General features: G+C 47.4%; 21 protein-coding genes. 1 reads left to right on the top strand and 20 read right to left on the bottom strand.

Translation table 11 applies throughout. The annotated features are described in order from the left end of the window. Positions 1-63 precede the first annotated feature (63 nt). From HMPREF3093_RS08460 to pheS, 15 genes are all read right to left on the bottom strand, one after another. Positions 64-1,737 (bottom strand): alpha-L-fucosidase, encoded by a 1,674-nt coding sequence (locus HMPREF3093_RS08460; RefSeq protein ID WP_070756544.1) that lies wholly within the window; start codon positions 1,735-1,737, stop codon positions 64-66. 175 nt (positions 1,738-1,912) lie between these two features. Next, a complete protein-coding gene (def, locus tag HMPREF3093_RS08455) occupies positions 1,913-2,479 on the bottom strand; it encodes a peptide deformylase (protein ID WP_035363939.1) in 567 nt (188 codons plus the stop codon). Next, on the bottom strand, positions 2,476-3,729 hold the full coding sequence (hflX, locus tag HMPREF3093_RS08450) for a GTPase HflX (protein ID WP_070756543.1): 1,254 nt from the start codon (positions 3,727-3,729) through the stop codon (positions 2,476-2,478). Before hflX ends, def begins: the two co-directional genes overlap by 4 nt. After that, positions 3,726-4,697 carry a tRNA (adenosine(37)-N6)-dimethylallyltransferase MiaA gene (gene miaA, locus HMPREF3093_RS08445; protein ID WP_070756542.1) on the bottom strand — a complete coding sequence of 324 codons (972 nt, stop codon included), beginning with the start codon at positions 4,695-4,697 and terminating at the stop codon, positions 3,726-3,728. Before miaA ends, hflX begins: the two co-directional genes overlap by 4 nt. After that, positions 4,690-5,442, bottom strand: a complete 753-nt coding sequence (locus HMPREF3093_RS08440; RefSeq protein WP_070756541.1) for a glycerophosphodiester phosphodiesterase — start codon at positions 5,440-5,442, stop codon at positions 4,690-4,692. Before HMPREF3093_RS08440 ends, miaA begins: the two co-directional genes overlap by 8 nt. A gap of 3 nt (positions 5,443-5,445) precedes the next feature. Then, positions 5,446-7,188: a DNA repair protein RecN gene (gene recN, locus HMPREF3093_RS08435; protein ID WP_070756540.1), complete on the bottom strand. Its 1,743-nt coding sequence runs from the start codon at positions 7,186-7,188 to the stop codon at positions 5,446-5,448. Positions 7,189-7,218: 30 nt separating this feature from the next. Then, a complete protein-coding gene (locus HMPREF3093_RS08430) occupies positions 7,219-8,034 on the bottom strand; it encodes a TlyA family RNA methyltransferase (protein WP_023391153.1) in 816 nt (271 codons plus the stop codon). 11 nt (positions 8,035-8,045) lie between these two features. Further along, complete coding sequence (locus tag HMPREF3093_RS08425; protein ID WP_070756539.1) at positions 8,046-8,939, bottom strand: polyprenyl synthetase family protein; 894 nt, start codon at positions 8,937-8,939, stop codon at positions 8,046-8,048. Next, complete coding sequence (gene xseB / locus HMPREF3093_RS08420; protein WP_070756538.1) at positions 8,936-9,169, bottom strand: exodeoxyribonuclease VII small subunit; 234 nt, start codon at positions 9,167-9,169, stop codon at positions 8,936-8,938. The genes HMPREF3093_RS08425 and xseB overlap by 4 nt, the downstream gene beginning before the upstream one ends. Beyond that, a complete protein-coding gene (gene xseA, locus HMPREF3093_RS08415; protein ID WP_070756537.1) occupies positions 9,144-10,523 on the bottom strand; it encodes an exodeoxyribonuclease VII large subunit in 1,380 nt (459 codons plus the stop codon). The genes xseB and xseA overlap by 26 nt, the downstream gene beginning before the upstream one ends. A gap of 3 nt (positions 10,524-10,526) precedes the next feature. Then, positions 10,527-11,411, bottom strand: a complete 885-nt coding sequence (gene folD, locus HMPREF3093_RS08410; protein ID WP_070756536.1) for a bifunctional methylenetetrahydrofolate dehydrogenase/methenyltetrahydrofolate cyclohydrolase FolD — start codon at positions 11,409-11,411, stop codon at positions 10,527-10,529. 208 nt (positions 11,412-11,619) lie between these two features. Next, the gene (gene mgtE / locus HMPREF3093_RS08405; RefSeq protein ID WP_070756535.1) at positions 11,620-12,954 is read right to left on the bottom strand and encodes a magnesium transporter; all 1,335 of its coding nucleotides are present in this window, start codon (positions 12,952-12,954) and stop codon (positions 11,620-11,622) included. A gap of 331 nt (positions 12,955-13,285) precedes the next feature. Beyond that, complete coding sequence (locus HMPREF3093_RS08400) at positions 13,286-13,816, bottom strand: hypothetical protein (protein WP_070756534.1); 531 nt, start codon at positions 13,814-13,816, stop codon at positions 13,286-13,288. A gap of 117 nt (positions 13,817-13,933) precedes the next feature. Continuing rightward, complete coding sequence (pheT, locus tag HMPREF3093_RS08395; RefSeq protein WP_070756533.1) at positions 13,934-16,360, bottom strand: phenylalanine--tRNA ligase subunit beta; 2,427 nt, start codon at positions 16,358-16,360, stop codon at positions 13,934-13,936. Next, entirely contained in the window at positions 16,360-17,421 is a 1,062-nt protein-coding gene (gene pheS / locus HMPREF3093_RS08390; RefSeq protein WP_070756532.1) for a phenylalanine--tRNA ligase subunit alpha, read from the bottom strand. Before pheS ends, pheT begins: the two co-directional genes overlap by 1 nt. A gap of 536 nt (positions 17,422-17,957) precedes the next feature. Here pheS and HMPREF3093_RS08385 point away from each other — a divergent pair. Next, positions 17,958-19,811 carry an amidase family protein gene (locus HMPREF3093_RS08385; RefSeq protein ID WP_070756531.1) on the top strand — a complete coding sequence of 618 codons (1,854 nt, stop codon included), beginning with the start codon at positions 17,958-17,960 and terminating at the stop codon, positions 19,809-19,811. 141 nt (positions 19,812-19,952) lie between these two features. Here the strand turns inward: HMPREF3093_RS08385 and HMPREF3093_RS08380 are convergent, their stop codons facing one another. From HMPREF3093_RS08380 to HMPREF3093_RS08360, 5 genes are all read right to left on the bottom strand, one after another. Beyond that, positions 19,953-22,040, bottom strand: a complete 2,088-nt coding sequence (locus HMPREF3093_RS08380) for a heavy metal translocating P-type ATPase (RefSeq protein ID WP_070756530.1) — start codon at positions 22,038-22,040, stop codon at positions 19,953-19,955. A gap of 1 nt (position 22,041) precedes the next feature. Beyond that, on the bottom strand, positions 22,042-22,323 hold the full coding sequence (locus tag HMPREF3093_RS08375) for a DUF6110 family protein (protein ID WP_023391164.1): 282 nt from the start codon (positions 22,321-22,323) through the stop codon (positions 22,042-22,044). A 232-nt stretch (positions 22,324-22,555) separates the two neighbouring features. Then, positions 22,556-24,037 carry a glycoside hydrolase family 32 protein gene (locus tag HMPREF3093_RS08370; protein WP_070756529.1) on the bottom strand — a complete coding sequence of 494 codons (1,482 nt, stop codon included), beginning with the start codon at positions 24,035-24,037 and terminating at the stop codon, positions 22,556-22,558. A 15-nt stretch (positions 24,038-24,052) separates the two neighbouring features. Beyond that, positions 24,053-24,898 (bottom strand): carbohydrate ABC transporter permease, encoded by an 846-nt coding sequence (locus HMPREF3093_RS08365; RefSeq protein ID WP_180363299.1) that lies wholly within the window; start codon positions 24,896-24,898, stop codon positions 24,053-24,055. A gap of 1 nt (position 24,899) precedes the next feature. After that, the gene (locus tag HMPREF3093_RS08360) at positions 24,900-25,778 is read right to left on the bottom strand and encodes a carbohydrate ABC transporter permease (RefSeq protein ID WP_070756527.1); all 879 of its coding nucleotides are present in this window, start codon (positions 25,776-25,778) and stop codon (positions 24,900-24,902) included. Between the last annotated feature and the right edge of the window lie 34 nt (positions 25,779-25,812).

Raw genomic sequence — 25,812 nt, 5'->3', positions numbered from 1 at the left:
ACTTTGCTAATGTCTACTCTTATTATAAAGAATTTTGAACTAGAATTAAACCCTAATCCCTTGTTACAGGACTAGCAGTCTGGTTTTAGGCCCCTCCGGCAGGATTTTTAGGTAGAAATCATGTGATTGATTTTGAGCATAATAGAGACTAGGCACTTGGATTTGAGCCACTTCCTGCCCTGATTCAAAGCTTACCTGGTATTGGGCGTCCTCATAAACGCGTCCATGTACACCAGTCCCAGGTTCAGTGGCGAGTTTAACCTTAAGTACCTGACTCAAATCCCCCTGTCGAAGCAAGGTCACGGTCAAAGGTTGACCCTTAACTCCCTCATAGCAAGCTTGCTCAAAAGCCACTTCACTCGATGCTCGCTGAGTCTTGGCTTGATCTGGCCAACGGTAGACTGCCAGACCACTCAGGATTGGTGCGGCTTGCGCCTGATCAAGTACCAGTCGTAGACGCTGAGTCTGAACTAGCGGCCCTTTAACCAGTCGACGATAGCCTAGGGTCTGACCTTGTGCAAATGGTTGCCACTGGCCTGTTTGATCTAAGTAGTCGATGTGAAAGGCCGACACCCGTTGACCATACTGAATGGCTTCTTGAATTTGGACTAGGTCCAAGCTAGCAAGCTGAGGTAGGACCAACTCTAGCACGTTATCATGGCAAACAGAAGCCTGCCAAAGACCCGATTGATCTAGTAATTGATTCTGCGACTGTCCATTGCTATCTAGGACTTGGCCACCTGCTAAGTAATTAGTCTCATAAAGGGCCTGCCGCGCAATCTGGAAATCTCGTAGAACCTTAATATCTGCCTCTGCAAACTGACCTCGCTGATCAGGTGGAATATTAAGTAGCAGTGGGCTCCCTTTGCCAACTGAATGAAGGTAAATATCCATCAGTTCAGCCACTGACTTTGGCTGCTGATTATCATGATAGAACCAGCCTGGGCGGATGGAAACATCGACCTCAGCCAAGGAGTAGAGATCACCTTCAGAATCCCCATGATTGAGGTAATCAACATCCCCTTGCCGTAGACGGTCAGCCTTGACCTTCTGCCAGAGTGGGTCACCACCATAGCCTCGTTCATTACCTACCCAGCGCAGAGCAGTCGGTTCTGTTGAAAAGATTGCGACAGGATAACCTTGTAATTCAATATAGTCGAACCAACGCTTGAAATCATAAGTCACGGCCTGGGCCCCTTCGCCACGCGCGCCATCTAACCAGACTTCAACAAAGCGCCCTTTATAGCCGTAAGCTGGATTCTCAAACAGCTCTTGCAATTGCTTAAAGTAATAGTCGTTATAGGCCTCCTGGCGGTCAACATGATAATCAGGATGGTGGGCATCCCAAGGCGATAGATAGAAGCCAAGGGGCAAATCATAGCGATTGGCTGCAGCCGATACCTCAGCCAAGACATCCCCCTGTCCTAGTCGCCAGGGACTAGCTTTGACACTGTGGTCCGTATAGGCAGAAGGATAGAGAACAAAACCATCGTGATGCTTGAGCACCAGAATAAGACGTTTGAAGCCTGTTTCCTTGAGCACGCGAACCCATTGGTCAGCATCAAAATCACTAGGATTAAAGTCTTCTGGTGACTCTGTCCCGGTCCCCCACTCCCGGTCATTGAAAGTATTGGGACCGAAGTGAATAAAGGCTGCTAATTCATCTTGATGATAGGCCCATTGGGCGGGACTTGGAACTGGTCCATGAGGAATAATGGACTTTTGTGTTGCTGGCATAAATATCTCCTTTTAGCCGGGATACACCCTGCATTTGCAAACTCTTTCTTTCTTATTTTAACCGCATTTCCCTTTCATGACAAGATAGAGCCAATCAATCTAAATCAGATAGGAAAAAATAGATTCCTACTCCACACAAAAAAGAGGACTGAGATTATTACCCAGTCACTCAGTCTTACAATAGTTCTAAACCTGGTTTTTCATACCAAGGCTGTTGTTGGTTAATATGGTCATAGAACATGATGCCTTTGAGATGGTCTAGTTCATGTTGGACTACAATGGCTTCATAGTCGCGTAGACGGAGCTCATGTTCCTTGCCTTCCATATCTTGGTAGCGCAGGCGGATACGGCGTGGTCGTGGTACCAGGCCTGGTACTTCACGATTAACAGATAGGCAACCTTCCCCATCACGCAGGGCAACTTCCTGAACAGAATGGCTGATAATCTTAGGGTTGAAGAGAATCTCACTCAAGAGCGGTTCCGCCTCATTGCCTTCTTCATCATAGCTCATAATATGAACTGCAAAAATTTGCTTAGGTAGGTTAATCTGCGGAGCGGCTAAGCCCACACCAGCACGAAGGCCGTATTTCTCGGCAATCTCAGGATTTTGGCTATTAACCAAAAATTCATGCATAGCTAAAGCAGTCGCCTTGAGCTCGTCGGTCAAAGGAAATTCTACGGCTTCCGCAGCTTGGCGGAGGGTAGGATGTCCTTCTTCAATAATATCTTGCATTGTAATCAATGCGTCTCCTCCTCTCGGTCTTGCTGGCGACGACGATAACCCTGCAGGTGATAGTCGCCAGTATTTTCATCATAGTCGAATTTAGTCACTAGGAGTTCTTGACGCATGCCCGCCACCTTATAGGCTTCATGGGCAGGAATGCGTTGGTCAACCCAGTCAGCATCTGCCATCAACAGCTTCCAGATTTCCTGCTTCAAACGATCAATATGACTAGGTTCATAGGCAGAGATGGTAATACTTGGAAAGGCCGTCGCTTGAACTGACTGACCTGGAGCCAAACAATCAATCTTATTGTAGACTGTTAGGACTGGCAAGTGCCCATATCCCAACTCCTTAATAATCCGTAGAACAGTCTGTTCATGCAGCGTCTGAGCGGGGTCTGAGGCATCTACTACGTGCAGTAGCAAGTCCATGCCCCCAATTTCTTCCAAGGTTGACTTAAAAGCATGAATGAGTTCTGTCGGCAACTCTTCAATGAAGCCAACCGTATCCGTCAAGGTAAAGCGGTCCTCACCCTTAAGGGGCATACGCCGAGTCAATGGGTCCAAGGTCGCAAAGAGTTGGTCTTGGACATAGGTCTCTGACTGTGTCAACTGGGTTAGCAAGGTAGACTTGCCGGCATTGGTATAGCCTACCAAACCGACTTGCCAGTGACCGCCCTGAGCACGCCGAGAGCGGGTTCGCTCACGATGGGCGGCAATATCAGCCAACTCTTCCTTAACGTGGTGAATGACGCTGCGAATATGGCGACGATCACTTTCCAACTTGGTTTCACCAGGCCCTCGGGTCCCAATCCCCCCGCCCTGACGGGATAGATGCTTCCCTTGGCCATAGAGTCTTGGCAAGAGATAGTTATACTGGGCTAGCGCCACCTGGAGTTTGCCTTCACGACTTCGTGCCCTCATAGCAAAGATATCTAAAATCAGCTGCACCCGATCAATGACTTGAACCTTGAGACTGGCTTCCAGTTGGCGGTTCATGCTAGGTGTCAGAGCATTCAAACTAATGACTAGGTCAATCTCACGGGCTTCCACTAGGGCGGCAATATCTTCTAGTTTACCGCTCCCGACAGCCGTCCGGCCATCTAACTTAGGCAACTTCTGGGTTACCACTTCAATGACCTGGCCACCTGCGGTCTCCGTTAACGAGGTCATTTCATCTAAAATCACTTGGAATTGCTCCGGACTATATTGTTCTGTCTGAACAGCCATTACTAGGACACGTTCAGGGCCAACTTGTAAGTCAATCATAGGGTCCCTCCTTTCTTTGCTTGGCTATCTAATAAGTCTTGTACGAGGCTAGTCGCCTGGGCAAAAGCCATCTCATAATCACTAGCATCTAGCCAGTGGGTGCCCTGGATACGATTGCGGAACCAGGTCAGTTGACGCTTGGCATAGCGCCTAGAATTTTGCTGAATAGCGGCAATAACTGCCTCACGGTCGGTCATGTCCCCTGCCAAATATGGCCACCATTCCTTGTAACCAATACCTTGTACGCTTGGCAACAACTGGCCCTGCGCTAGTTGGTAGAGGTGACGAACTTCTGCTTCCAATCCCTGCGCCACCATGGCCTGGACTCGAGCGTTAATTCGCTCATAGAGTTGGTCACGGGGCCGGTCTAAGGCTAGAATACAGGTCTCATAGCGTGCTTGGGCGGTCTCATGCTGGCTCTGGTCAGAAAATTTTTGCCCTGTCACCTGCATGACCTCTAAAGCTCGTAAGAGGCGACGATGATTTTGAATTGGGATCTTAGACGCCGCGAGTGGGTCTTGTGCTAACAACTCAGCATAGAGAACCTGAGCTCCTTCCGTCTCTAGACGTTGCTCGAGGGCTTGACGGATGAGCGGGTCATGGCTAGCCTTGCCACCGAACTCTAAATCATAAAGTAGACCTTCTAGATAAAGGCCTGAGCCACCAACCAAAATTGGCAGGACACCACGAGCATGGCAATCCCTAATCAAGTTCTGGGCTAAAGCCTGAAACTGGCTGGCATCATAATCCTGGTCTACATCCAGAAAGTCCAAGGCATGATGAGGCACACCCTGCATCTCTTCTAGCGTCACCTTACCCGTCCCAATATCCAAGCCTCGATAAAATTGTAGGCGATCGCCATTAATGATCTCGCCCCCAAAGCGCTTGGCTAGGTCAATACTGAGTTGGGTTTTGCCCACCGCGGTGGGCCCTCCAATGACGATTAAGGGAGCCGCTAATCTAGTCATGGCAAGCCTCCCCTTGGTCTCGTACTGCAAGTGCAGCAGCTGGCGTGTCGGTCATAATGGCTTCTAAGTGGCCATCTTGGGCCAAACTTGTATAGTGCGCCCAATCAGCCGGATCATTAACTGTCCAGAGGCGGATAGGCCACTGCTTGAACTGCGCTCGTAAATTCTCATCTTGGTAAAGTTGTCGATCCAAATGTATGGCAATGGGCTCTAGGGCTGGCAAATGCGACAAATATGGCAAGAGGGCTTCTTCTACCAAGGCAGCAATCTTTGCCCCAGGGGCTAACACTTTAAGGCGTTGGAGCGTGTACCAATTAAAACTAGAGTAGACAATGTCAAAATTTGGAGCTAGTTCCTCCACGGTTGCTAAAACAGCTGCTTCGATACCAGGATAATCCTTTTGGTCAGTTTTAAGTTCTAGATTCAGTCTTCCCTTGAAACCTAAATCTCGCAATAAGTTCAATAATTCCGGTAGAGTCGGCACTCGGTCTGGGCTCACACGACCATCGGGAAAGCGCAGACGTGCGGCTTTAATCTGAGCCAGGCTTAAATCGCTAATCTCACCTTGGCTATCCGTAGTCCGGTCTAATTGTTCATCATGGATTACAAGGAGGGCACCATCTGCCGTCAAGTGCAAGTCGCATTCGATACCATCTGCACCTGCTGTCACGGCGTCTTGAAAGGCGGTTAAGCTGTTTTCGACAGCCTGAGCTTGATTGCCACGATGGGCGTAAATCTTCAACATGGCTTAGTCCTCCTCGCCTAGTTTGGCATGATGGGCCTGCAACTGACGACGTAAATCTTGGGCCATTTGCAGGGAAGCTGGCGTTAAGACCTTACCAGACATCATGCTAGCGATGGCTTCTATACGACCTTCCTCATTCAATGCCTGCACGCGAGTACGCGTACGCTCATTCTCAATAACTTTCTCAATGTAAAGATGTTGGTCGGCACTTGCAGCTACTTGGGCTAAATGGGTAATACAGAGCAGTTGGTGATGCTGGGCAATGCCTTGCATCTTCTCCGCAATGGCCTGGGCTACCCGACCTGATACCCCTGTATCAATCTCGTCAAAGACCAAGGTCATATCCGTCATACCTTGACTGAAGACCCGTTTGAGGGCCAACATAAAGCGAGACAGCTCACCACCTGAAGCAATCTTAACCAGAGGCTTCATGGCTTCACCAAGGTTGGTGGTCGCATAAAATTCTACCTGGCTTAAACCTTCGGCACTTAAGCGCTGTGCATCTGGGAACAGGCTAGCTAGGCTAGAATCACTACCCAAGCTCGTAAAGTCCACTTGGAATCGCGCATTGGCCATATACAAATCGGCCAATTCTGCTTCAATCGCTGCTACTAAGTCCTGAGCTTCCTGACGTCGGCCTTGATCTAGGGCCTGACCAGCCGCCAGACAGTCATGATAAGCGACCGTCAAGTCCTTAACTAGACGCTCTGTATACTGTTCCTGGTGTGTGAGCTGGTAAATTTCTTCGCTAATGGCATCATAATAGGCCAATAGCTGAGCTTCATCCATGCCATATTTACGGGTCAGTTGGCCTAATTGGCTGAGACGCGCTTCCAATTCATCAATGGCTTGATCATTGTCTACTTCCTGGTTGCTGACCGCTAGTTGGTGGGCCACTTCTTCTAGTTGGTAGTAGAGATCTTGTAGTTGGGACGCCAAGGCCGGATAGCTAGAGTCGTAGCTGGCTACTTCCTCTAAGGCTGCTTGGGCTTGGCTCAGTTGCGTCAAGGCGCTGGTGTCAGCTTCCGATAGTAAATGATTAACCGTCGCCAATGCTTGGCCAATCTTCTGACTGTTTTGTAGACGCCGACTTTCCTGTTCTAACTGGGCCATTTCCCCAGCGACTAAGTTAGCGGCTTCTAATTCTTGCAACTGAAATTCCAAGAAACTCAAGCGTTGGCGCTTGTCACTCCCCTCCTGCTGACTGGCTAGCCAGTCCTTACGTAGCTGGTCATAGCACTCGAAGGCAACTTGATAAGTTTGTTTTAGCTGATTTAGGCGCTCGCCCGCAAATTGGTCCAACTGGCTGAGGTGAAATTGCTTATTAAGCAAGGCCTGATGCTCATTTTGGCCATGAATATCGACAAGGTAATAGCCAATTTGCTTCAGTAAAGACACGTTAGCCAACTGACCATTAACCCGAACGGTATTCTTGCCTTGGCGGTTAAGCTCACGACGTATAATCAGGTCTTCCTGGTCCTCAAGCTCCAAACCAAAATCCGCTAATTGTGCTAACAGTGGTTCAGGAGCAGGTGACATAGAAAAGAGACCCTCCACTACCAGTTTATCGGCACCTTGCCGGATTAAATCGTTGGTCCCACGACTGCCCATAAGCAAGCTAAGGGCATCAATTATAATTGATTTCCCAGCCCCAGTCTCCCCTGCTAGAACGGTCATTCCCATCTCTAAATCCAGGGTCACATGGTCGATAATGGCAAAATTTTCAATGTTGAGACTCCGTAACATAATCGGGCCTCCTTTCTTGTCTAATCTCTTTTATTCAAAGGTTGTATGTGCGGCTTCCACCACACCGGCTAAATCCACCTGCTTCCAAGAGTCATTGGCTAGGTCTTGGTCGTTGGTCAGATAGGCCAAAAATTCGATATTGCCTTCGCCACCGGTAATAGGCGAGAAGGTCAAATCACGTAGACGATAGCCTAAGCCACAGGCATAAGACAGGATTTCCTTGAGGACATCTAAGTGTACCGCTGGATCCTTCACGATTCCCTTCTTACCCACGCGCTCCTTACCGGCCTCAAATTGCGGCTTAATTAGCATGAGGACGGTGCCTCCTGGCGCTAAAATAGGCACCAGAGGTGGCAAAATTAAACGTAGGGAGATAAAGGAGACGTCGATTGAGGCCACGCTTGGTTGCCCTTCTTGAAATTGGTCAGGTTGAGCATAACGGAAGTTCTCCCGCTCCATGACAATAACCCGGGGATCTTGGCGTAGGGAATAGGCTAGTTGGTTGTAGCCGACATCTAAGGCATAGGACTTGGCTGCACCAAATTGGAGAGCCGCGTCCGTGAAGCCACCTGTCGAAGCTCCAATATCTAGGAGGATTTGGTCAGTCATATCAATGTCAAAGACCTTAATGGCTTTTTCTAACTTAAGACCACCACGACTGACATAAGGTAGCGTCTTGCCCTTAATGTGGAATACTTTGGAGGCATCCACTTTTTCACCGGGCTTGTCATAACGTTGGTTCTGGCTGTCATAGATTTGCCCTGCCATAATCAAGCGACGTGCTTGTTCGCGCGATTCGGTCAGGCCACTCTGAACAACCAGTTTATCAATGCGTTCCTTTTTCATAGCTGCTCCTTTTACTTAGCAGAGGGTAGGGTTAAATAATCCAAGATTCCTCCCAGAATCTGATAAGGGCGGCCGCTCTCTTTAGCTAAATTCTCTAAAATTTGGCTAGCTGCGCTAACCTCTACTGCCAAGGCATCCTTGGCTCCTTGGAGGCCCAAAAGACTTGGATAGGTAGATTTGGTTAGGGCTTGATCCGCCTGAGTGACTTTACCTGTCACTTCTTGACTTCCTAAAACATCCATTAAGTCATTGTGAATCTGATAGGCTAAGCCAAAGTGACGACCAAACTGACGCAGGGCTTGGCAAGTGCTCGCATCCGCCCCACCGATAATAGCCCCTGCCTCTAAAGCAAAACGGAATAGGGCACCTGTCTTCTGATCATGAATCTGCTTCAAGCCCTGGTAGTCAACCGGCGTCTGTTCTGCTTCAATATCCCCTACTTGGCCAGCTACCATGCCCCAAGAACCCGCTGCTTGACTGAGTTGATCAATCAGGGCTAGCTTGGCCCGGTCATCCAAGAGGTCATCTGAAACCAGAACTTGGAAGGCATCTGTTAAGAGGGCATCCCCAGCCAAAATAGCCAGACCCTCGCCAAAGCGCTTATGGTTGGTGGCTTGCCCTCGACGTAGGTCATCGTTATCCATGGCCGGTAAATCGTCGTGAATCAGAGAATAGGTGTGAATATACTCCAGGGCGATGGCTGTCTTAAGGCCACACTTGACTAGGTCTTCTGATTGAATAGCCAAAACCGCCAAGAGCATGACTGGACGCAGGCGCTTGCCCCCATTTTTGAGGGAGTAGCGCATGGCTTCAATCAGACGAGGAGGTGTTAAGTGATAACGTGTCTGTTGGTCCAAGCTCCGCTCGAAGAGTTGTCGCAGGGTATCGAGTTCTAAGAAGTTCATTGGACATCCTCATCTAGGACAAAATCGCCCTCTTCTGCCATCATGTTGGCGACTGTTTCTTGAGCATCATGGAGGGTCTTTTGACAGTATTGGGTTAATTCTACCCCCTGCTTAAAGGCATCCAGAGCTTGGGTTAGAGGCAATTCGCCTCGTTCAAGTTGTTGTACAATGGTATCTAATTCAGCTAGAGCTGCTTCGAAACTCTCAGGCTTTTTCTTTTTTGTTGCCATGGTTTTTTCCTTTCTGAGCGCTAATAGTTTGAACTTGAGCGGTAGCTTGGCCATCTTGTAAGGTTAAATCGATGACCTGACCAACTTGAAGTTGCTGGACTGACTTCACCGCTTCTTGCTTATCTTCGATAATGGCATAACCCCGCGCCAGAATCTTGAGCGGGCTATAGGCCTCTAGGAGCTGGCTATAACGAGCCATCTCTCCTTGATAATGTTGACTGGTCTGAGCCATAGCCCGTTGCAACTGATGACGGAGACGGGCTAGCCGCTCCCCTTCCAGATGCAAACGACCGCTTGGCCCCTGGACTTTAAGACGAGTGGATAGGAGAGCCAGGCCTTGAGCCTGCCCCTGCAGATAAGAAGACTGAGCACGTAACAAACGCTCCTTGATGAGGTCTACTTGCTGCATATAGGCTTGGTAAAGCCGCTCCGGTTCCCGGAAAATATAGACTTCCTGATAACGACGGAGTTGGGTTTGCTTATGTTGAATCCGGCTTAGCATGGCTTGAGCCAAACGGGTTCGACTTTCTTCCAACTTGAGATAGACTTGACTTAATTCCTCAGCTGCCATTTCAGCTGCTGCGGTTGGTGTCGGAGCACGTAGGTCCCCCACTAAGTCAGCAATGGTAGTGTCAGTCTCGTGGCCGATGGCTGTAATGACCGGCAAGGGACAGGCTAGAATCGCCTGAGCCACGATTTCCTCGTTGAAGGGCCAGAGGTCTTCAATGGCCCCGCCCCCACGCGCTAGAATCACGGTATCAAAAGCCGCATGCTTGGCCTTGAGCCGTTCAAAGGCTGCGACAATTTCGCCGCTGGCCTCCTTACCCTGGACGCGGGTAGGGAAAACTACCACTTGAGCAATAGGATAGCGTCGTTTGAGGGTGGTCACAATATCTCGGATGACGGCCCCACTTGGACTGGTAATGACTGCAATCCGACGCGGAAAACGGCGCGGTTGCTTCTTAGGCAAATCCAAGAGACCCGCTTGCTTAAGCTTGGCCTTAAGTTGTTCTAGGGCCAGATAGAGGGAGCCCACGCCGTCCGGTTGAAGCGACTCAAGGGTTAATTGGTAGGAGCCACTGGGTTCATAGATAGAAACTCGCCCTACCGCTAATACTTTCATGCCTTCTTCTAACTTGAAAGGCAACTTACTAAAGGCCTGTTTGAACATGGTGACGTTGATTTTAACATTGTCTTCCTTGAGGCTGAAGTACTGATGGCCTGTCCGCAAGCGGAAGTTCGAGACCTCCCCTACTACATAGACTTTCTGCAGGTAGGGGTCCACATCGAACTTGCGCTTGAGATAGCGGGTCAGGGCCTTGACACTGAGATAGTCCTTTTGTGTATCGGTCACTGACTAGGCCTCCTCCTGGCTCAAGAAGGTCAAGGGATCTAAGTTTTGTTGTTGGCAGGCACAAGTAAAGGTCTGTTCCATTAACATAGCTACCGTCATAGGGCCAACTCCACCAGGAACTGGTGTGATGTAGCTAACCTTATGAGCTACAGCTTCAAAATCCACATCCCCTACTAGCTTACCAGACATGAGCCGGTTAATCCCGACGTCGACTACTACTGCGCCTTCCTTAAGATGGTCTGGTCCAATTAAATGCGCCTGGCCAGTCGCGACAATCAAGATATCCGCATAACGCGTATAGTGTCCTAAGTCCTGGGTCTTAGAATTGCAGACTGTCACAGTGGCCCCGCGGTTAATTAACATGATAGAAATAGGCAAGCCCACAATTTGGCTACGACCTACGACAACCACATTCTGACCTTGCAAAGGAATCTGGGCATTCTCTAAGAGCCGCACAATGCCTTTTGGCGTACAAGGATAGAGGTCTGTATTGTCTTCAACGACCCGTCCCATGGTCAGGGGGTGGAAACCATCTACATCTTTTTCTGGATCAATTAGGTGCATAGCTGACAATGGATCTAAATGCTCAGGCAGAGGCAATTGTAATAAGAGTCCATGGGTTTGAGGATCCTGGTTATGAACCTTAATGGTCCGCTCCAATTCTTCTTGGCTAATATCTGCTGGCAAGAGTACCCATTCGAAGGCATAGCCAATTTCCAAGGCACGTTTTTGCTTCTGGCCAACATAGACCTTGCTGGCAGGATCTTCCCCTACTGAGATAACGGTCAATTTGGGCTGGGTCCCGGTTTGGGAACGGAAGGCCGCTGTTGCCTGGGATAGCCGGGCGAAAATTGATTGTGAGAGAATTTTCCCATCTAAACGTTGCATGAATACCACACCTTTCGGACCCTAGGGTCACAGACTTTTCCTTCTTATTCTACCATAATTTAAGGGCGCTGTAATGCCATTTTGTCCGAAGGCCTAAAAAGCCAAAAGTGACACTCAGCTGACCTAATCATTAGCTTACGGGATTAGCCTGTTTAAGGCGTTCAATCAAGCAAAAAGCCCACTCCCAAGGGAGTAGGCAATATAATCATTATACAAGTAAAGGCATGAAGAGAGTGGCCAAGCCTAAGAAGCTGAAGAAACCACACACGTCAGTGGCCGTAGTCAGGAAGACAGTTGATACCAAGGCAGGGTCCCCACGGAATTTCTTAACCGCCAAGGGGATGAAGTAACCAAAAATTCCGGCAATGACCATATCTACAATCATAGCTAGGATGATAACCACCCCTAGGTAGACATTACCATACATAAGCATAAGAGCAATAGCAGCCACGCCCCCGGTAATGAGACCGTTGGCGAAACCCGCCCCGATTTCTTTAAGCATACCGCGCCAGTCACCCCAGTCCACTTCGCCCAAAGCTAGGGCACGGACCACAATGGTTACGGTCTGAGTACCGGCATTTCCTCCCATACCAGCTACAATCGGCATGGCAGCCGCTAAGGCCACCATTTGGCTGATGGTATCAGAGAAAAGGTTGATAACGGATGAGGCCAGAAAGGCTGTGAAGAGGTTGATAACCAACCAAGGCAGACGGCGTTTGACGGACTCGAAGACTGGACTATCTAGCGTTTCTTCCGAGTCCACCCCACCCATCAAGTACATATCTTCTGTGTACTCTTCATTGATGACGTGGATGATATCGTCGTTGGTGATAATCCCCAAAATCCGGTTCTTGTTATTAACGACCGGTACAACTGACAGGTTATACTTGGTAACAATCAGGGAAACTTCTTCCTGGTCCGTCGTCGGCGTCACCGAAATGACGTTAGGGTTAAGAATCTCACTGAGTTTTTGTTGGTCGGATTTGGTGAAAATATCGCGGATATCGACTGTCCCTTTGAGTAAGGTTTTGGCATCGACCACGAAGAGGGTCTCGATAACTTCCTTCTCCGGCGCAATCTTACGAATGGTCTCGAAGGCTTCATAAACCGTTAAGTTCTCATTCAAGGCGATGAACTCTGTGGTCATGAGACCACCAGCGGTATCCGGATCGTAGGCCAAGAGTTTCTCTAGGTCATCCGAATCACGATTCTTCATCATGTTCAGGAATTGCTTACGTTGCCAAATGGATAGGTTGCCCAAGATATCCACGATGTCATCCTGGGACATATAGGTGAAGACATTGAGCATGCGGGCAAATGGCACGGCTTCAACAATCTTGACCTGGAGTTCTTCAGAAATCTGAGTCTCCAGAATCAAGGCTAGGGCCTTGTCCGAGATAAAGCTGACAAACTTGAAAACTTCTTCATCTTCAAGTTCTTCTAGAGCCAAGGCAATATCAGCCGGGTGATGTTCCCGAATCATACGGTAAATGGCTTCAGAATGTTCGTTTAATAGGGCTGTTTGAATTTCTTCTACGAGCATAGGGGATTTCCTCCTTTGAGTCTTAGTTTATATTGTCACTCCTTAAGTCGGGACTCACATCGACCAACCCCTTTGCTTCGTTTTTTCCACCCTCTATCATACCATAAGAAGCCCCTCGAGTCAGCCCAAAAGCCAAAGAAAAAACAGTTGGAATTGACTTCCAACTGTTTGATTTACATAAAGAGAGCTCTATTAGAATTTTTAGTCTTGAAATCAAAATTTGTTCACTTTTAAGAACGTAATTTGGCTAACTCATACCCTATTTATCTATGTAATAGATAAATAGGGAAAGAAAAATCAAAACCGCCCGTACTCACGAGCGGTTTCTCCTTTATTTACCTTCAGCTCCCTTACTTAAATAAGACAAAGTAAGTAGGAAGTAAATCATGGAAGCTAACAAGAGGCAGACACCTATGACAGGCGCCATCCCCATAGCCAGGAGTCCCACCACAAGCAAGCCCATAATTATCATATAGCCTAAGCTAATCACCATGACTTGACCAGCGGTTTGACGACTAACTTGACGACTGGTCACGTGTAGGATCAAGACGCCCAGATGGACTAGGGCCACGAGGACCAAACCCCAAATACGACTAATACTATGACCCGCTAGTAGCCAGTTGTCTGGGCTCAGATAGAAGGTCGCTAAAATCAGAAACCAGTTGCTGATAGAAGCCGCGATAATTTCTTGACTTGAAGTTGCCACCTGGTCCGTTTGACGGAAGAGAAAGACAGCCAAGGCTAGAAGCGCGACAAATAAGGCCAGACTCCCCCACCAAAGGGGCTTTTCCAGTAAGACGGCTAGTCCTACCAGTGGCAATAAACCTACCCCAAACGTTCTTAATACCCGCTCTCGTCTCATGCCACACGGCCTCCTACTCCTCATTTGTTCATAGCTACAGTATACCTTCTCACTTGCTAAATGAAAAGCCCAGGCCAAAATAAAGAGACTAGAAGCAGCTTCTAGTCTCTTATGGGCTTAGCGAATTTCTAAACCTGATACTGTTTCGAGTGCAGCTCTAATCCGATCCATAGCGGATTGAACATCCTCGTCTGTTAAGGTCTTGTCTGGGTTTTGGAAGATTAGTCGGTAGGCTAGCGACTTCTTACCTCGGAAGAGGTCAAGGTTAATAAATAAGTCGAAGAGCTCAACCGACACTAAGTTGTCACCACCATGTTCCTTCATAAGCTGAGCTAGGCCTGCTTGGTCTTGCTCCAAATCTACTAAGAGGGCTAAGTCTCGTGAGGTAGAAGGATACTTAGGAATTGGACGTTGAACTAAGGCTGGACGTTGAACCGCTAAAATAGCATCGAAGTCTAATTCAGCGAAGAAGCTGGCTTCATCCAAGTCGTAAGATTTAGCTAAGACTGGATGGATTTGTCCCATAACCCCAATGACTTGGTCACCTAGGAGAACTTGGGCAGTCCGACCAGGATGGAGCTCAGGATAACTAGACACAGCCTGGAAGCTGACTTGCTTATCCAAGCGGATGGCTGCCAAGTAGCCTTCAAGAGCACCTTTGAGATCAAAGAAATCATAGGATTGAGCTGGCCCATACCAGGATTTACTTTCCTTAACCCCTGATAAGAGGATGGCTAGACGCTCTTGTTCGAGTGGTTGAACATTGCTGCCTTGACCATAGAAGACTTTACCAGTCTCATAAAAGGCCAAACTTGGATTTTGACGCGCAGCATTGTACTTGGCAATTTCTAAGAGGGCTGGGAAGAGGCTCTGACGTAAGACAGAACGGTCTTCACTCATTGGGAAGTCCAAAGCGACTACTGGGTAGTCTGACGACTTCATCAAGTCAGCTTGTTTAGGTGAGGTCAGCACATAGCTGATGACTTGGTTGAGTCCCAGGCCTTCCAAGATATTGCGAGTCTGGCGCACCAGTTTTTGTTTGGCATTGAGACGACCTGGCGTACTTGGCACTACCGGCAAGGTTGTTGGTAGGTTATCATAGCCATAAATCCGAGCTACTTCTTCTAAAATATCGGCTTCAATGCTGATATCCCAACGACGTTTAGGGACGGTCACGGTGAAGCTATCTTCCCCTAATGCTAAGTCAAAACCAAGACGACGGAAGATATGACTCAGCTCTTCATGGCTCAAGTCAATCCCAATCTTATCTTGAATAGCGCGATAAGGTACAGTGACCTCAATTGGGCTCAGGTCTAAATGATTCTCTTCGACTAGACCTGGCACCACTTGGCCCCCACTATAGTAGGCCATCCAGTTAGCGGCTTCCTGGCCCGCTTCGCTGATAGTCGCTTGGTTAATACCTTTTTCAAAACGCATGCTAGATTCAGAACGAAGGTTGAATTTCTTAGAAGTTTGACGAATAGCAATCGGATTAAAGACGGCTGATTCTAAGAGGACACGACGGGTCTTGTCGGTCACTTCTGTATCTAAGCCCCCCATTACCCCGGCTAGCGCAACTGCCCGGTCTTGGTCGGTGATGACAATGTCACTTTCTGACAAGTGGCGCTCGCTACCGTCTAGGGTCACAAGCACCTCGCCCTCACGAGCTGGGCGGACGCCTAAGGCCTTGTGCTCTAAGGTATCATAGTCAAAGGCGTGAAGTGGTTGGCCGTAAAGCATGAGGAAGTAGTTGGTGATGTCCACGATATTGTTATGTGGACGAACTCCTGCTTTCATCAGACGCATTTGCAACCAAAGTGGGCTTTCCTTAATCTCCACTTGGTCAATCACTCGAGCTTGGTAGCAAGAAGACAAATCACTATCTGAAATTTTTACCGTCACATCAGACAAGAGGGATGCATCAACGGCTTGTGTCGCTTGGCGATGAATATTATCGAAGTTAGGTGCCTGATCGATAATAGCTCCTACTTCATAGGCTGCCCCACGCATAGAGAGCGCATCTGCCCGGTTAGGCGTAATCGAGAGTTCTAAGATTGGATCATCTAACTTGAGGTATTCCACCACATCTGCACCGACTGGGGCATCTGCTGGCAAGAGGAAGAGACCCTCTGCATAGACTTTTGGCACTACACTATCAGGGAAGCCTAGTTCCTGGAGGGCACACAACATCCCATGAGATTCGACCCCACGTAATTTGCCCTTCTTAATCTTCAAACCACCGGCTAAACGAGCCCCAATAGTGGCCACAATCACTTTAGCGCCAGCCACCACATTGGGTGCCCCACAGACAATTTGCAGGGGCTCCTGATCGCCTACCGTCACTTGGCAGACATGAAGATGGTCACTATCAGCATGGTCTTCTACTGATAAAACTTGCCCGACCACTAAACCAGATAATTGAGCCCCATAGTTTTCAACTGCTTCGATTTCAATCCCGGTCCGGGACATACGATCAGCTAGGGCTTCTCCTGTTAAACCTGTTAAGTCTAAATAATCATTGAGCCATTCGAATGATAAATACATTAGTTCTGACCTCCTTTGAACTGGCTTAAGAAGCGCAAGTCATTTTGATAGAAGTGACGAATATCGTCAATGTTATACTTCAACATCGCTACCCGGTCAGGGCCTAAACCGAAGGCAAAGCCGGAATAAACGGTTGAATCAATGCCGGCCATTTCCAAGACATTTGGATGAACCATACCAGCCCCTAGGATTTCAATCCAGCCAGTATGTTTGCAGACATTACAGCCATCCCCGCCACACTTGAAGCAGCTTACGTCTACTTCAACTGATGGCTCGGTGAATGGGAAGTAGGATGGACGAAGGCGAATTTCACGTTCCGCCCCAAAGAGTGTACGGGCAAAGGCTTGAAGCGTCCCCTTGAGGTCGGCCATGGTCACATGTTTGTCTACCACTAACCCTTCAATTTGGTGGAATTGGTGGGAGTGGGTCGCATCATCACTATCGCGACGGAAGACCTTACCTGGTGAAATCATCTTCAATGGCCCTTGACTGAAATCGTGTTTTTCCATGGTCCGGGCTTGAACTGGCGAAGTGTGGGTCCGCAACAAGACTTCGCTGTCGATATAGAATGTATCCTGCATATCGCGTGCTGGGTGGGTCTTAGGCAGGTTCATCATTTCGAAGTTATAGTGGTCCAACTCTACTTCTGGACCTTCCACGACCTGATAGCCCATACCGATAAAGAGGTCTTCAATCTCCTCCATGGTTTGGGTAATGATATGGCGGGCGCCCCCAGCTGGCTTGCGACCTGGCAAGGTCACATCCACTGTCTCCAGAGCTAATTTAGCTTCCAGAGCCAATTCTTCTAGCTTGTGGCGACGACTTTCCAACATTTCTTCGAAGGCTGACTTCACTTGGTTCATTACCTGACCTAATTTAGGCCGATCTTCTGCTGACAGGTCGCGCATCGCTTGCGCAACCGCCGCAAAACGACCTTTCTTACCCAGGTAATCTAGGCGAACTTTTTCCAAATCCTTGATGGATTCAGTTGCTTCTAATTGCGGAATCGCTTGTTGACGCAAGGCTTCTAAGGCCTCAATGTGCGTATTGATATCTGACATGGTGCATGACTCCTTTATCATTATTTCAGATAAAACGAGGTAATAAAAATAGCCCGTCCCTATAAGGGACGAGCTACCGTGGTACCACCCTCGTTCTCGAAGGGACTGGCCCTTCGAGCACTTGACGCCCTTAACCGTGGCGGGCGGTGACCTGTTCATTTCTATTGACTAAAAACTTAACGGTCAAGCTAAGAAATTGAAGGCTAAGTTCGGCTTACCTTTGGCACCCTTGCAGTCGGTGAAGTGCCTCCCTGACTTGTGCGAACTTAACGGATTTCCTCATTGCTTTATGTATCATCTGTGATAGCTACTAGTATAGCTTAAAGCAAATGCATAGTCAACAGAGGATAGATAGTTAGGTAGGGCTTCAAGTCATGTTATTCGCAAATGTTCACTTTTCTTTCCTTTGCTCTCCCCTCCTGGAGTCAAATGGCGAATGATGGTGTTTTTTTAGTGACTTAAATGACCAAGGGTATAGGAAACGCTTAAGATGAGGCGTATAATAAACTGGCAAGTTATGAAAGGATGTGTAGAAAATGCTAAAACAGAAAATTAAGATGCGCTTACTGGCCCTATTATCCCTATGGTTGCTAACAAGCGCTGGTCATCCGATTGCCTGGGCACAAGACGTTTCTAGTTCAGACATCGAAAGCAGTCAAGTATCCTCAAGAGACGATGAATCAGCCAGTCAAGCTAACGATCAAGCAGAATCTAAGATAGACCTTGCTGCCTATCAAGCGGCTGATGCTAGTCAACAAGCTGAATGGGTCCGCTCTGGTAAAGTCACAAGTGAAGAATTGGTAAATTTTGCTCTAACCACTATCAAGGAAAAAGACCCTGCCCTGCATGCAGTTATTAGCCTAAGAGCTGAAGAAGCCTTGACTGAAGCTAGGCAAATTAAAGATCAAGGCCAACCATTCTTAGGCGTTCCATTATTGGTAAAAGGATTAGGTCACACCATTAAGGGCATGCCCAACTCCAATGGCCTGACCTTCTTAGCCAACCAAAAAGCTGGCTCTACAAGTCCCTTCGTTAAGTCCTTGCAAGACTTAGGCTTTATCCTCATTGGCCAGACGAATTATCCTGAAATGGGACTAAAGAACATTACAGACTCTAAGCTCTATGGCCCTACTGGCAGCCCCTGGAACCCTGACCATCAGGCAGGCGGTTCCAGCGGTGGCTCTGGTGCAGCTACAGCCGCTGGCATGACCCCAACTGCAACCGGTAGTGATGCGGGCGGCTCCATTCGTATTCCGGCTTCCTGGAATGGCCTTATTGGCCTTAAGCCTAGTCGTGGCGTCATAGTGGGCAATGCCTCCATCGACAAAAATACAGTGGCCCATTTTATGATGACCAAAACCATGGAAGATACCAAGAGCTTGTTTGAAGCGATGAAGAAACCGGATGCTTCCTTGGCTCAAGCCTTGACTGAAGCAGAGTTAAAACGACTAGCAATTGGCTATACCAGCTTATCTCCCGTTGGAACGCAAGTCAGCCCCGAGGCTCAACTGGCAGTTGAGCGAACCGTAGCCTTTTTGCGAGGCAAAGGTTTCCGTTTGGAAGAAGTAAATTGGCCCTTTGATGGTGTCCAATTAATGAAGGATTACTATACAGTCAATGCTAGCCAAATGGGTGTAGTAGGTTATCTAGCCAAGACCAAGCTCAAACGAGAGCTACGCTATGATGATGTAGACCCTACTAGCTGGCTACTCTACCAGGCAAGCAAGACCATGACCAAGGAAGAAGTAAATCAGGCCTGGGCTCGCATCCAGCAAGTCCGTCAAACCATGGCTGATTTCCACCAACGCTATCCTCTTTTCTTAACACCTACAACGGCCTACACCGCTCCGCGCATTGATCAAGCTCTAGTGTCTGACCAAGACCTTGAACTGATTAAGAATTCGGAAAATTTGAGCCATGAGGCCAAGATGCAACTGATTTATGATCACTGGCTCCCATCTCTGGCCCTTACGCCTTACACACAATTCGCCAATTTGACAGGTGAGCCTGCCCTAAGTCTTCCTGCTTTAGTCACCAAATCTGGCCTTCCTTTAGGCATTCAGTTTAATGCTGCCATAGGAAATGACCGTTACCTGCTCCAATTAGGCGATTTGATGGCAGTAGATCATCAATTTAACCGTCCAGAACTAGAAACAAGCCAGAATGAACCCAGCACTTTGGCAGCAGACACCAGCTCGAACGAATTGTTTAGCTCCTCTGAAAACCAACAGCTAATTGGTGGAGCAGAAGGAAGTAAGCAGATTTCAGCTAAACTCCCTGAGACTGGGGACCTATCGAGTGTTAGCTCTCAGGTCCTCTCCATACTCTTCACCTTACTAGGGCTAATTACGCTGTCCCAAACAAAAATAGATGGCTCCAATCCGAATTAGCTTCCACACCCCTTAGAAAATGTAGAAGAGACCCCCATGACTTAACATTCTAAGTCATGGGGGCCTTTTGCTTTTACTATGTTGATCGTGGTTGTTTCCACCGTATGACTCCACATTCGATAAGTATTTTAAACAAAGTCATTACTTCTCCTCTGCCTCACTCTCTAGCCTTACATTGCCCTTCAGATAGCTACGGCAAAGAATCCCAAAGGTCGTCATGTTATGCAAGATTGCCAAACTACTTGGTTTAAGCCAATTCAGTACCCCCAAGCCAATAAGACCTGAATTAATGGCAATAGTATCCCGCACATTCCCCTGAATTTCTTGCTTGAGATCGACAGAGACTTGATGCAAGGTTAAGAGCGAAGCTAAATTATTGGATGGCAGCATAATGTCACTAATTTGCTTAGAAACCTCCGCCCCTTCGCCCATAACCACGCCCACATCACTGGCAGATAGGGCAGCCGAATCATTGAGGCCATCCCCTATCATCAGGACGCGGTGGCCTTGCGCTTGCATCCTTTGGACATAATCAAATTTAGTCACTGGCGTCATACTGGTATGAACTTCATCAAAAGGCAAGTCTGCTACTAAGCGATTGGTTCTGGCCGCTGTATCGCCTGTTAAGAGGACTAAATACTTGCCCAAGCCTTTTAGAGCGTGTAGAACACTATGCGCCTCATGGCGAACTGGAATCGCCACGCAGAACATGGCAATCAGTTTCTGGCGATAACCTAGGTAGAGTAAATTATAGTGTGTTTCTTTCTGACGAATCAATTGACTCTGATCGGCTTCAATCTCAATCCCTGATTCTTCCATTAAACCTAAGCTCCCAATCACTACGACGTTACCATCGATTTCAGAACGAATGCCCTTGGAAGCTATGTGGTTGAGCTCGGTATGCATTTCTTCATGAATGATGCCTTCTCGAGCCGCCTTATCCACCAAGGCATGAGCGATTGGATGGTAAATATGCTCTTCTAAACAGGCGCCAATCATGATGACATCTTCTGCACTATAGCCATGAAAAGGAATGACTTCTTCAATAACTGGACGAGAAGTGGTAATGGTCCCCGTCTTATCAAAGACTAAGGTATCAACTTCATCAAATTGGTCCAGAACTGTCGAATTCTTCACAACAACTTGCTGATGCATCAATTGCTTGATGGCGGAGAGGTACACCATAGGAGTCGATAATTTAAGCGCACAGGAGTAATCGACTAACAGGAAGGAAATTGCCTTGGTAAAGGATCCTGTTAGGATATAGGTCAACGCTGCTCCCAAGAAATTATACTTGACGATGCGATCAGCAATGGAGGTGTACTTATACTGGTAGGTTCCTTCCTGCTGTGCCGCTTCTTGCATGAGCTTAACTAGCTCTTGTATACGGTAGTTAGCGGTTGGATTTTCTACACGAACGTGTAGTTCTCCACTGGTTAAGACCGTGTTAGAGTAGACTTCATCCCCCACAGCCTTGATTACTGGGAAGGATTCACCAGTCAAGGAGCTCTCATTGACACTAGCTCGACCATTCAAGACAATCCCATCAAAGAGCAACTCACTGCCTTCATAGAAGACAAGCACATCACCTACTTGGACTTCTTGGCTATCGATTTGTAGCAAGTGGTCTCCCTTGAGTAACCATACTTGGCGGCCTTGACCAGCGATGCTGGCTTCAAGATCTTCTAGGGAGCGTTTTTGGGTCCAATAGTTGAGTGTCTCCCCTAATTCTAGGATAAACATGATGGCGCTAGCCGTATCGGTCTGTTTCATCGCGAGTGACACTAGAATGGCGGAACAGTCCAAAATTTCCATGGTTAACTTACCCTGTCGCAGAACACGCCAAGCATCACGGAAGTAGCCTAGAGCTTTCCACAGGGTTCTAGCCAAACGTACAGGCACTGGCATGAACCACTTGAAGAGGTAGTGACGCCCCACAGCTGAGGATACTAAGGCATAAGGGCTTGAAGCTGCGTGATGCTGGGGATGACGATAAAGTTCTTCTAATTTATCCTTCTGAATTAAGTCCCATAATTGAGCTACAACGGCCTGACGACCAGGCATCACATGGATAGCTACCACATAAGGATCTTCATAAAAGTCCAATCTTAGAATGTCGGGGAAGTCCGAAGTTAAGCCCTCAAGATAGTATTTTACATCTTCAGTAAAAGGAAAAGTGGCGCGAAGTCGAACCCGGCCACTTGACTGATGCAACACTTGAAATTGCACGTTATTCACCCTCTAATGATGCGAGTTGATCTGCTGTTTTCTCTGCTTGATAGAGATCCTTAGCGTCAGCTACTATGTCGTCCGCATGTTGCTTGACGGCAGAAACCATGCTGTCGATACCGTCTTTAGCCTTGTAGGTTTTGGCTAAGACAGTCGCATAACCTTTTTTAGCTTCTTTGCTTGTCAACAATTTGAGTCCAAGCGTCCCAAAAGCGACGCCACTTAGAAAAACACTCGGTACTTTAGAAATGCCTTTTAAGACTTTTAATGCATTTAATGACATAAAAATAACCCCCTATAATTTTGCTATGGAATTATTATATCACATCTACTCTTAGGTCTGGTTACATTTTGATTACAAGAATAAGGGGGACCTAAATTGCCTGCTAGCGTCGTAAAAAGCAGACTTAATTTGATTCACTCTACCTATAAAGATTTCCCTGTTTTATTGGGGGCCTCCCCTCAAGACATGCAAAAGGCTGGAACTTACACATTCCCAGCCTTTTCTTATAGTTTTATATGAGACTATAGTTGGTCAAATTCTCAACTTTTACTAGCTGACTTGACACTAAGCCTATGCCTATTCCAAGCCCCTCAGCATAAAAAGTGAAAGACATGACTTGTTTTTTGTTAACAAAAACCTCAATGGACGAAGTGTCGCGAACAATTTCCAGTTCCAAGCGATAAGGGGTATCGCTCCAAATATCAAGCAGACGACTATCTAGATAAGGCTCTTCTTTACCGATAATTTGATGGCCTACCCCATCTCGTTTGACAGTCAAGAGAGCTTGATCTGCTTGCCAAGTTAAGCTGAGGCCTTCCGGATGATCGGGTTTACCACCATAATGCAGTTGGAAGACAGCACCAGGAACGGATTCTAAATTCAATTTTAAGACTTGTTGGGACTTAACCCAATCGGATAGATAGAACTCTTGGCCAGGCTCTAGTTGTCCTTGCCAGGTCTTACCCTCGCTAAATTGCGCTAGTACTGAGCTTGGAATTGACTGACACAATCGATTATCCATAACTCGCACCTGTCTTGGCAAGCTCATCGCTCCAGCCCAACCATCACCAAGTTCATGGGATGGAATGTTACGTTGCCACATCTGCATCCAAGCTACCATGATTCGCTCATTTTCTGAGTTCAGACAAGTTTGAGGGGCATAAAAATCTAACCCTCCATCAATCTCATGTTGATTTTCTACTTGGAACCGCCCGGATTCCCAGTCCACCTGTCCAACATAGGCGACAGTGGAATTCAGATTCCAATAGGCATTGCCAGCTCGCTCACGCTCAATCGGCGACATAATTAGTACCCATTTGCCGTCTAGCGGGAAAAGATCCGGGCATTCCCACATGACACCATGTCCGGCCTGTCCTTCAAGTAAAACAGACTTAAAGTCCCAATCAAAACCATTTGCGGATTCGAAGAGCAGAATCTGACCGCGATGATCAAAGGTCTTGGAGGCAATTACTGAGTAATAGCGACCATTGTGTTGCAAAATTTTAGGGTCGCGGAAATCAGCAATGTCAGCCACACCTTCAATATGCTTATGTGCAATGACAGGATTACCCTCGTATTTACGGAAGTTAATTCCATCATCAGAAACCGCCAAACATTGCGTCTGAGTCACCTGCCCCTGCTGGTCGACATGGCCGGTATACATTAAGACCAATTGACCATCAATAACCAAAGCACTACCAGAGAAGCATCCTGATTGATCATAGGCTTCGCTAGGTGCTAAGGCAACTGGAAGATCTTCCCAGTGCGTTAAATCTTTGCTACGTGCGTGACCCCAATGCATAGGTCCCCAGACGCTATCATAGGGATAGAATTGATAGAAAAGATGATAATATCCTTCATAGTAGATAAAACCATTGGGATCATTCATCCAGCCAACAGGAGGCATGAGATGATAGCTCTGACGAAAACGTGGATTTACTTGTGCTGAGTGTTGGGCAATGTAGGCATTAGCCCGTGAGAGTTGTTCTTGCATTTGGTCACCTACTTACTATTTAATCCCGGTCCCGGAACCACCCAGGCCTTGAAGAATATATTTTTGAGCTACAATATAGACGAGAATCAGAGGAATCGTTGAGATGGTCAGCACGGCCATCACTTGGTTAATATAAACAGGTTGCGTGGTATTAATGGTCGTAATCGCCACCTGCATTGAAAACTTGGAAGAATCTGTTAAGACCATCAGTGGCCAGATATAGTCGTTCCAGCTAGAGATAAAGGACAGCACGCCGACTGTTGCGATCGCTGGCTTAGACATTGGCAACATGATGCGTAAGAAAATCCGAACAATCCCTGCTCCGTCTATCCGCGCAGACTCAATAATTTCCTCCGGAATGGCGATGAAAAAGTTGCGGAAGAGATAGATATTGAAGACGCTCGCTAGACCTGGAATGATGACCGCCAAACGGCTATTCACGAGTCCTAAGGCATTAATAATGGTGAACTGCGGGATCAACATCATTTCGCCAGGGATAATGAGTAAGGCCAGAAGAAATCCGAAGAGCCACTTCTTACCTGTGAAATTAATACGGGCAAAGGCAAAGCCAGCCAAGGAATTGATTAAGATAGAGCCTACTGCAAAGGTTACAGCGTAGAAAACACTGTTAGCCATGTAGGTCACAATGCTGAAGCGTTGAAGGACTTCTTCATAAGTCTTAAACCAGTTGGCTGGATTGAGACTTGGTAAAAAGGCTTCCCAGCCTTTTAAGTTCTTATAGACATCAGCCTCTGGCTTCATAGACGAGACCACCATCCAAATCATAGGGAAGAGGAAGAGGCCAGCCAGCAAAATCAGGAGAATATATTCAAGCAAGCTTCTTGGTTTCAAGCGTTTCATCCTATTCATCCTCCTTCAAGACCCGGCGTTGCACCAGGGAAATAACCCCAATTAAGGTTGTAAAGACTAGGGCAATGGAACTAGAGTACCCTACTAAACGGTCTGTGAAACCTTTGCGGTAAATGTAGTAAACCATGGTAATGGTAGAGTTGGCCGGGCCACCCTGTGTCATAACCATTGGTTGGACCAATAGCTTAAATGCCGAAATCAAGGTCGTCAAGAGGACGAACAAGGCCGTTGGCTTGAGCAGCGGCATGGTAATATAGCGGAATTGATTCCACTTGCTAATGCCGTCGATTTCTGCTGCTTCATAAACATCTTGCGGGATATTCTGTAAGCCACCTAAGAAGAGCAACATCTGATAACCGGCCCCTTGCCAGGCAGATACAAAGACGATGGCATACATGGCTTGTTTAGGGCTGGTCAGGAATGGTTGCTTGGCAATGCCTACTTTTTCCAAGAGAGCATTCAAAAGCCCATTATTAGGATTCAAGAGGTATAGCCATAGAATGGAAATAACGACCAGGGACATGACAACCGGTGCAAAAAAAGCCACCTTAAAAAAGATATTCCCCTTCCGCTTCTTATTGACAATAAGAGCCATCCCTAGGGCTGCACCCAGTTGAACTGGGATAATCCAGACGACGAATTGCACAGTGTTCCAAAAACTCTTAATAAAAGTTTTATCCTTGGCTAGGCGGAAGAAATTATCCAACCCGATAAATTTACGTTCGTCTGGTGCTAGCATATAGTAATCTGTGAAAGCATAGTAGATGACCATACCCACTGGAATGATTAGGAAAATAAATAGCAATATCAAGGCTGGTGACAGAAAACCATAGCCTAAGAGATTTTCTTTGAATTTCTTTTTCTTGTTCATGTCAGACTCCTCTTTCTTCAAAGAAGGCAGATAG

It is taken from the genome of Abiotrophia sp. HMSC24B09, assembly GCF_001815865.1.
In the GTDB taxonomy this organism is placed as follows: Bacteria; Bacillota; Bacilli; order Lactobacillales; family Aerococcaceae; genus Abiotrophia.
The sequence above is the reverse complement of the archived record's forward strand: the minus strand, read 5'-3'. Positions and strand labels throughout refer to the sequence as shown.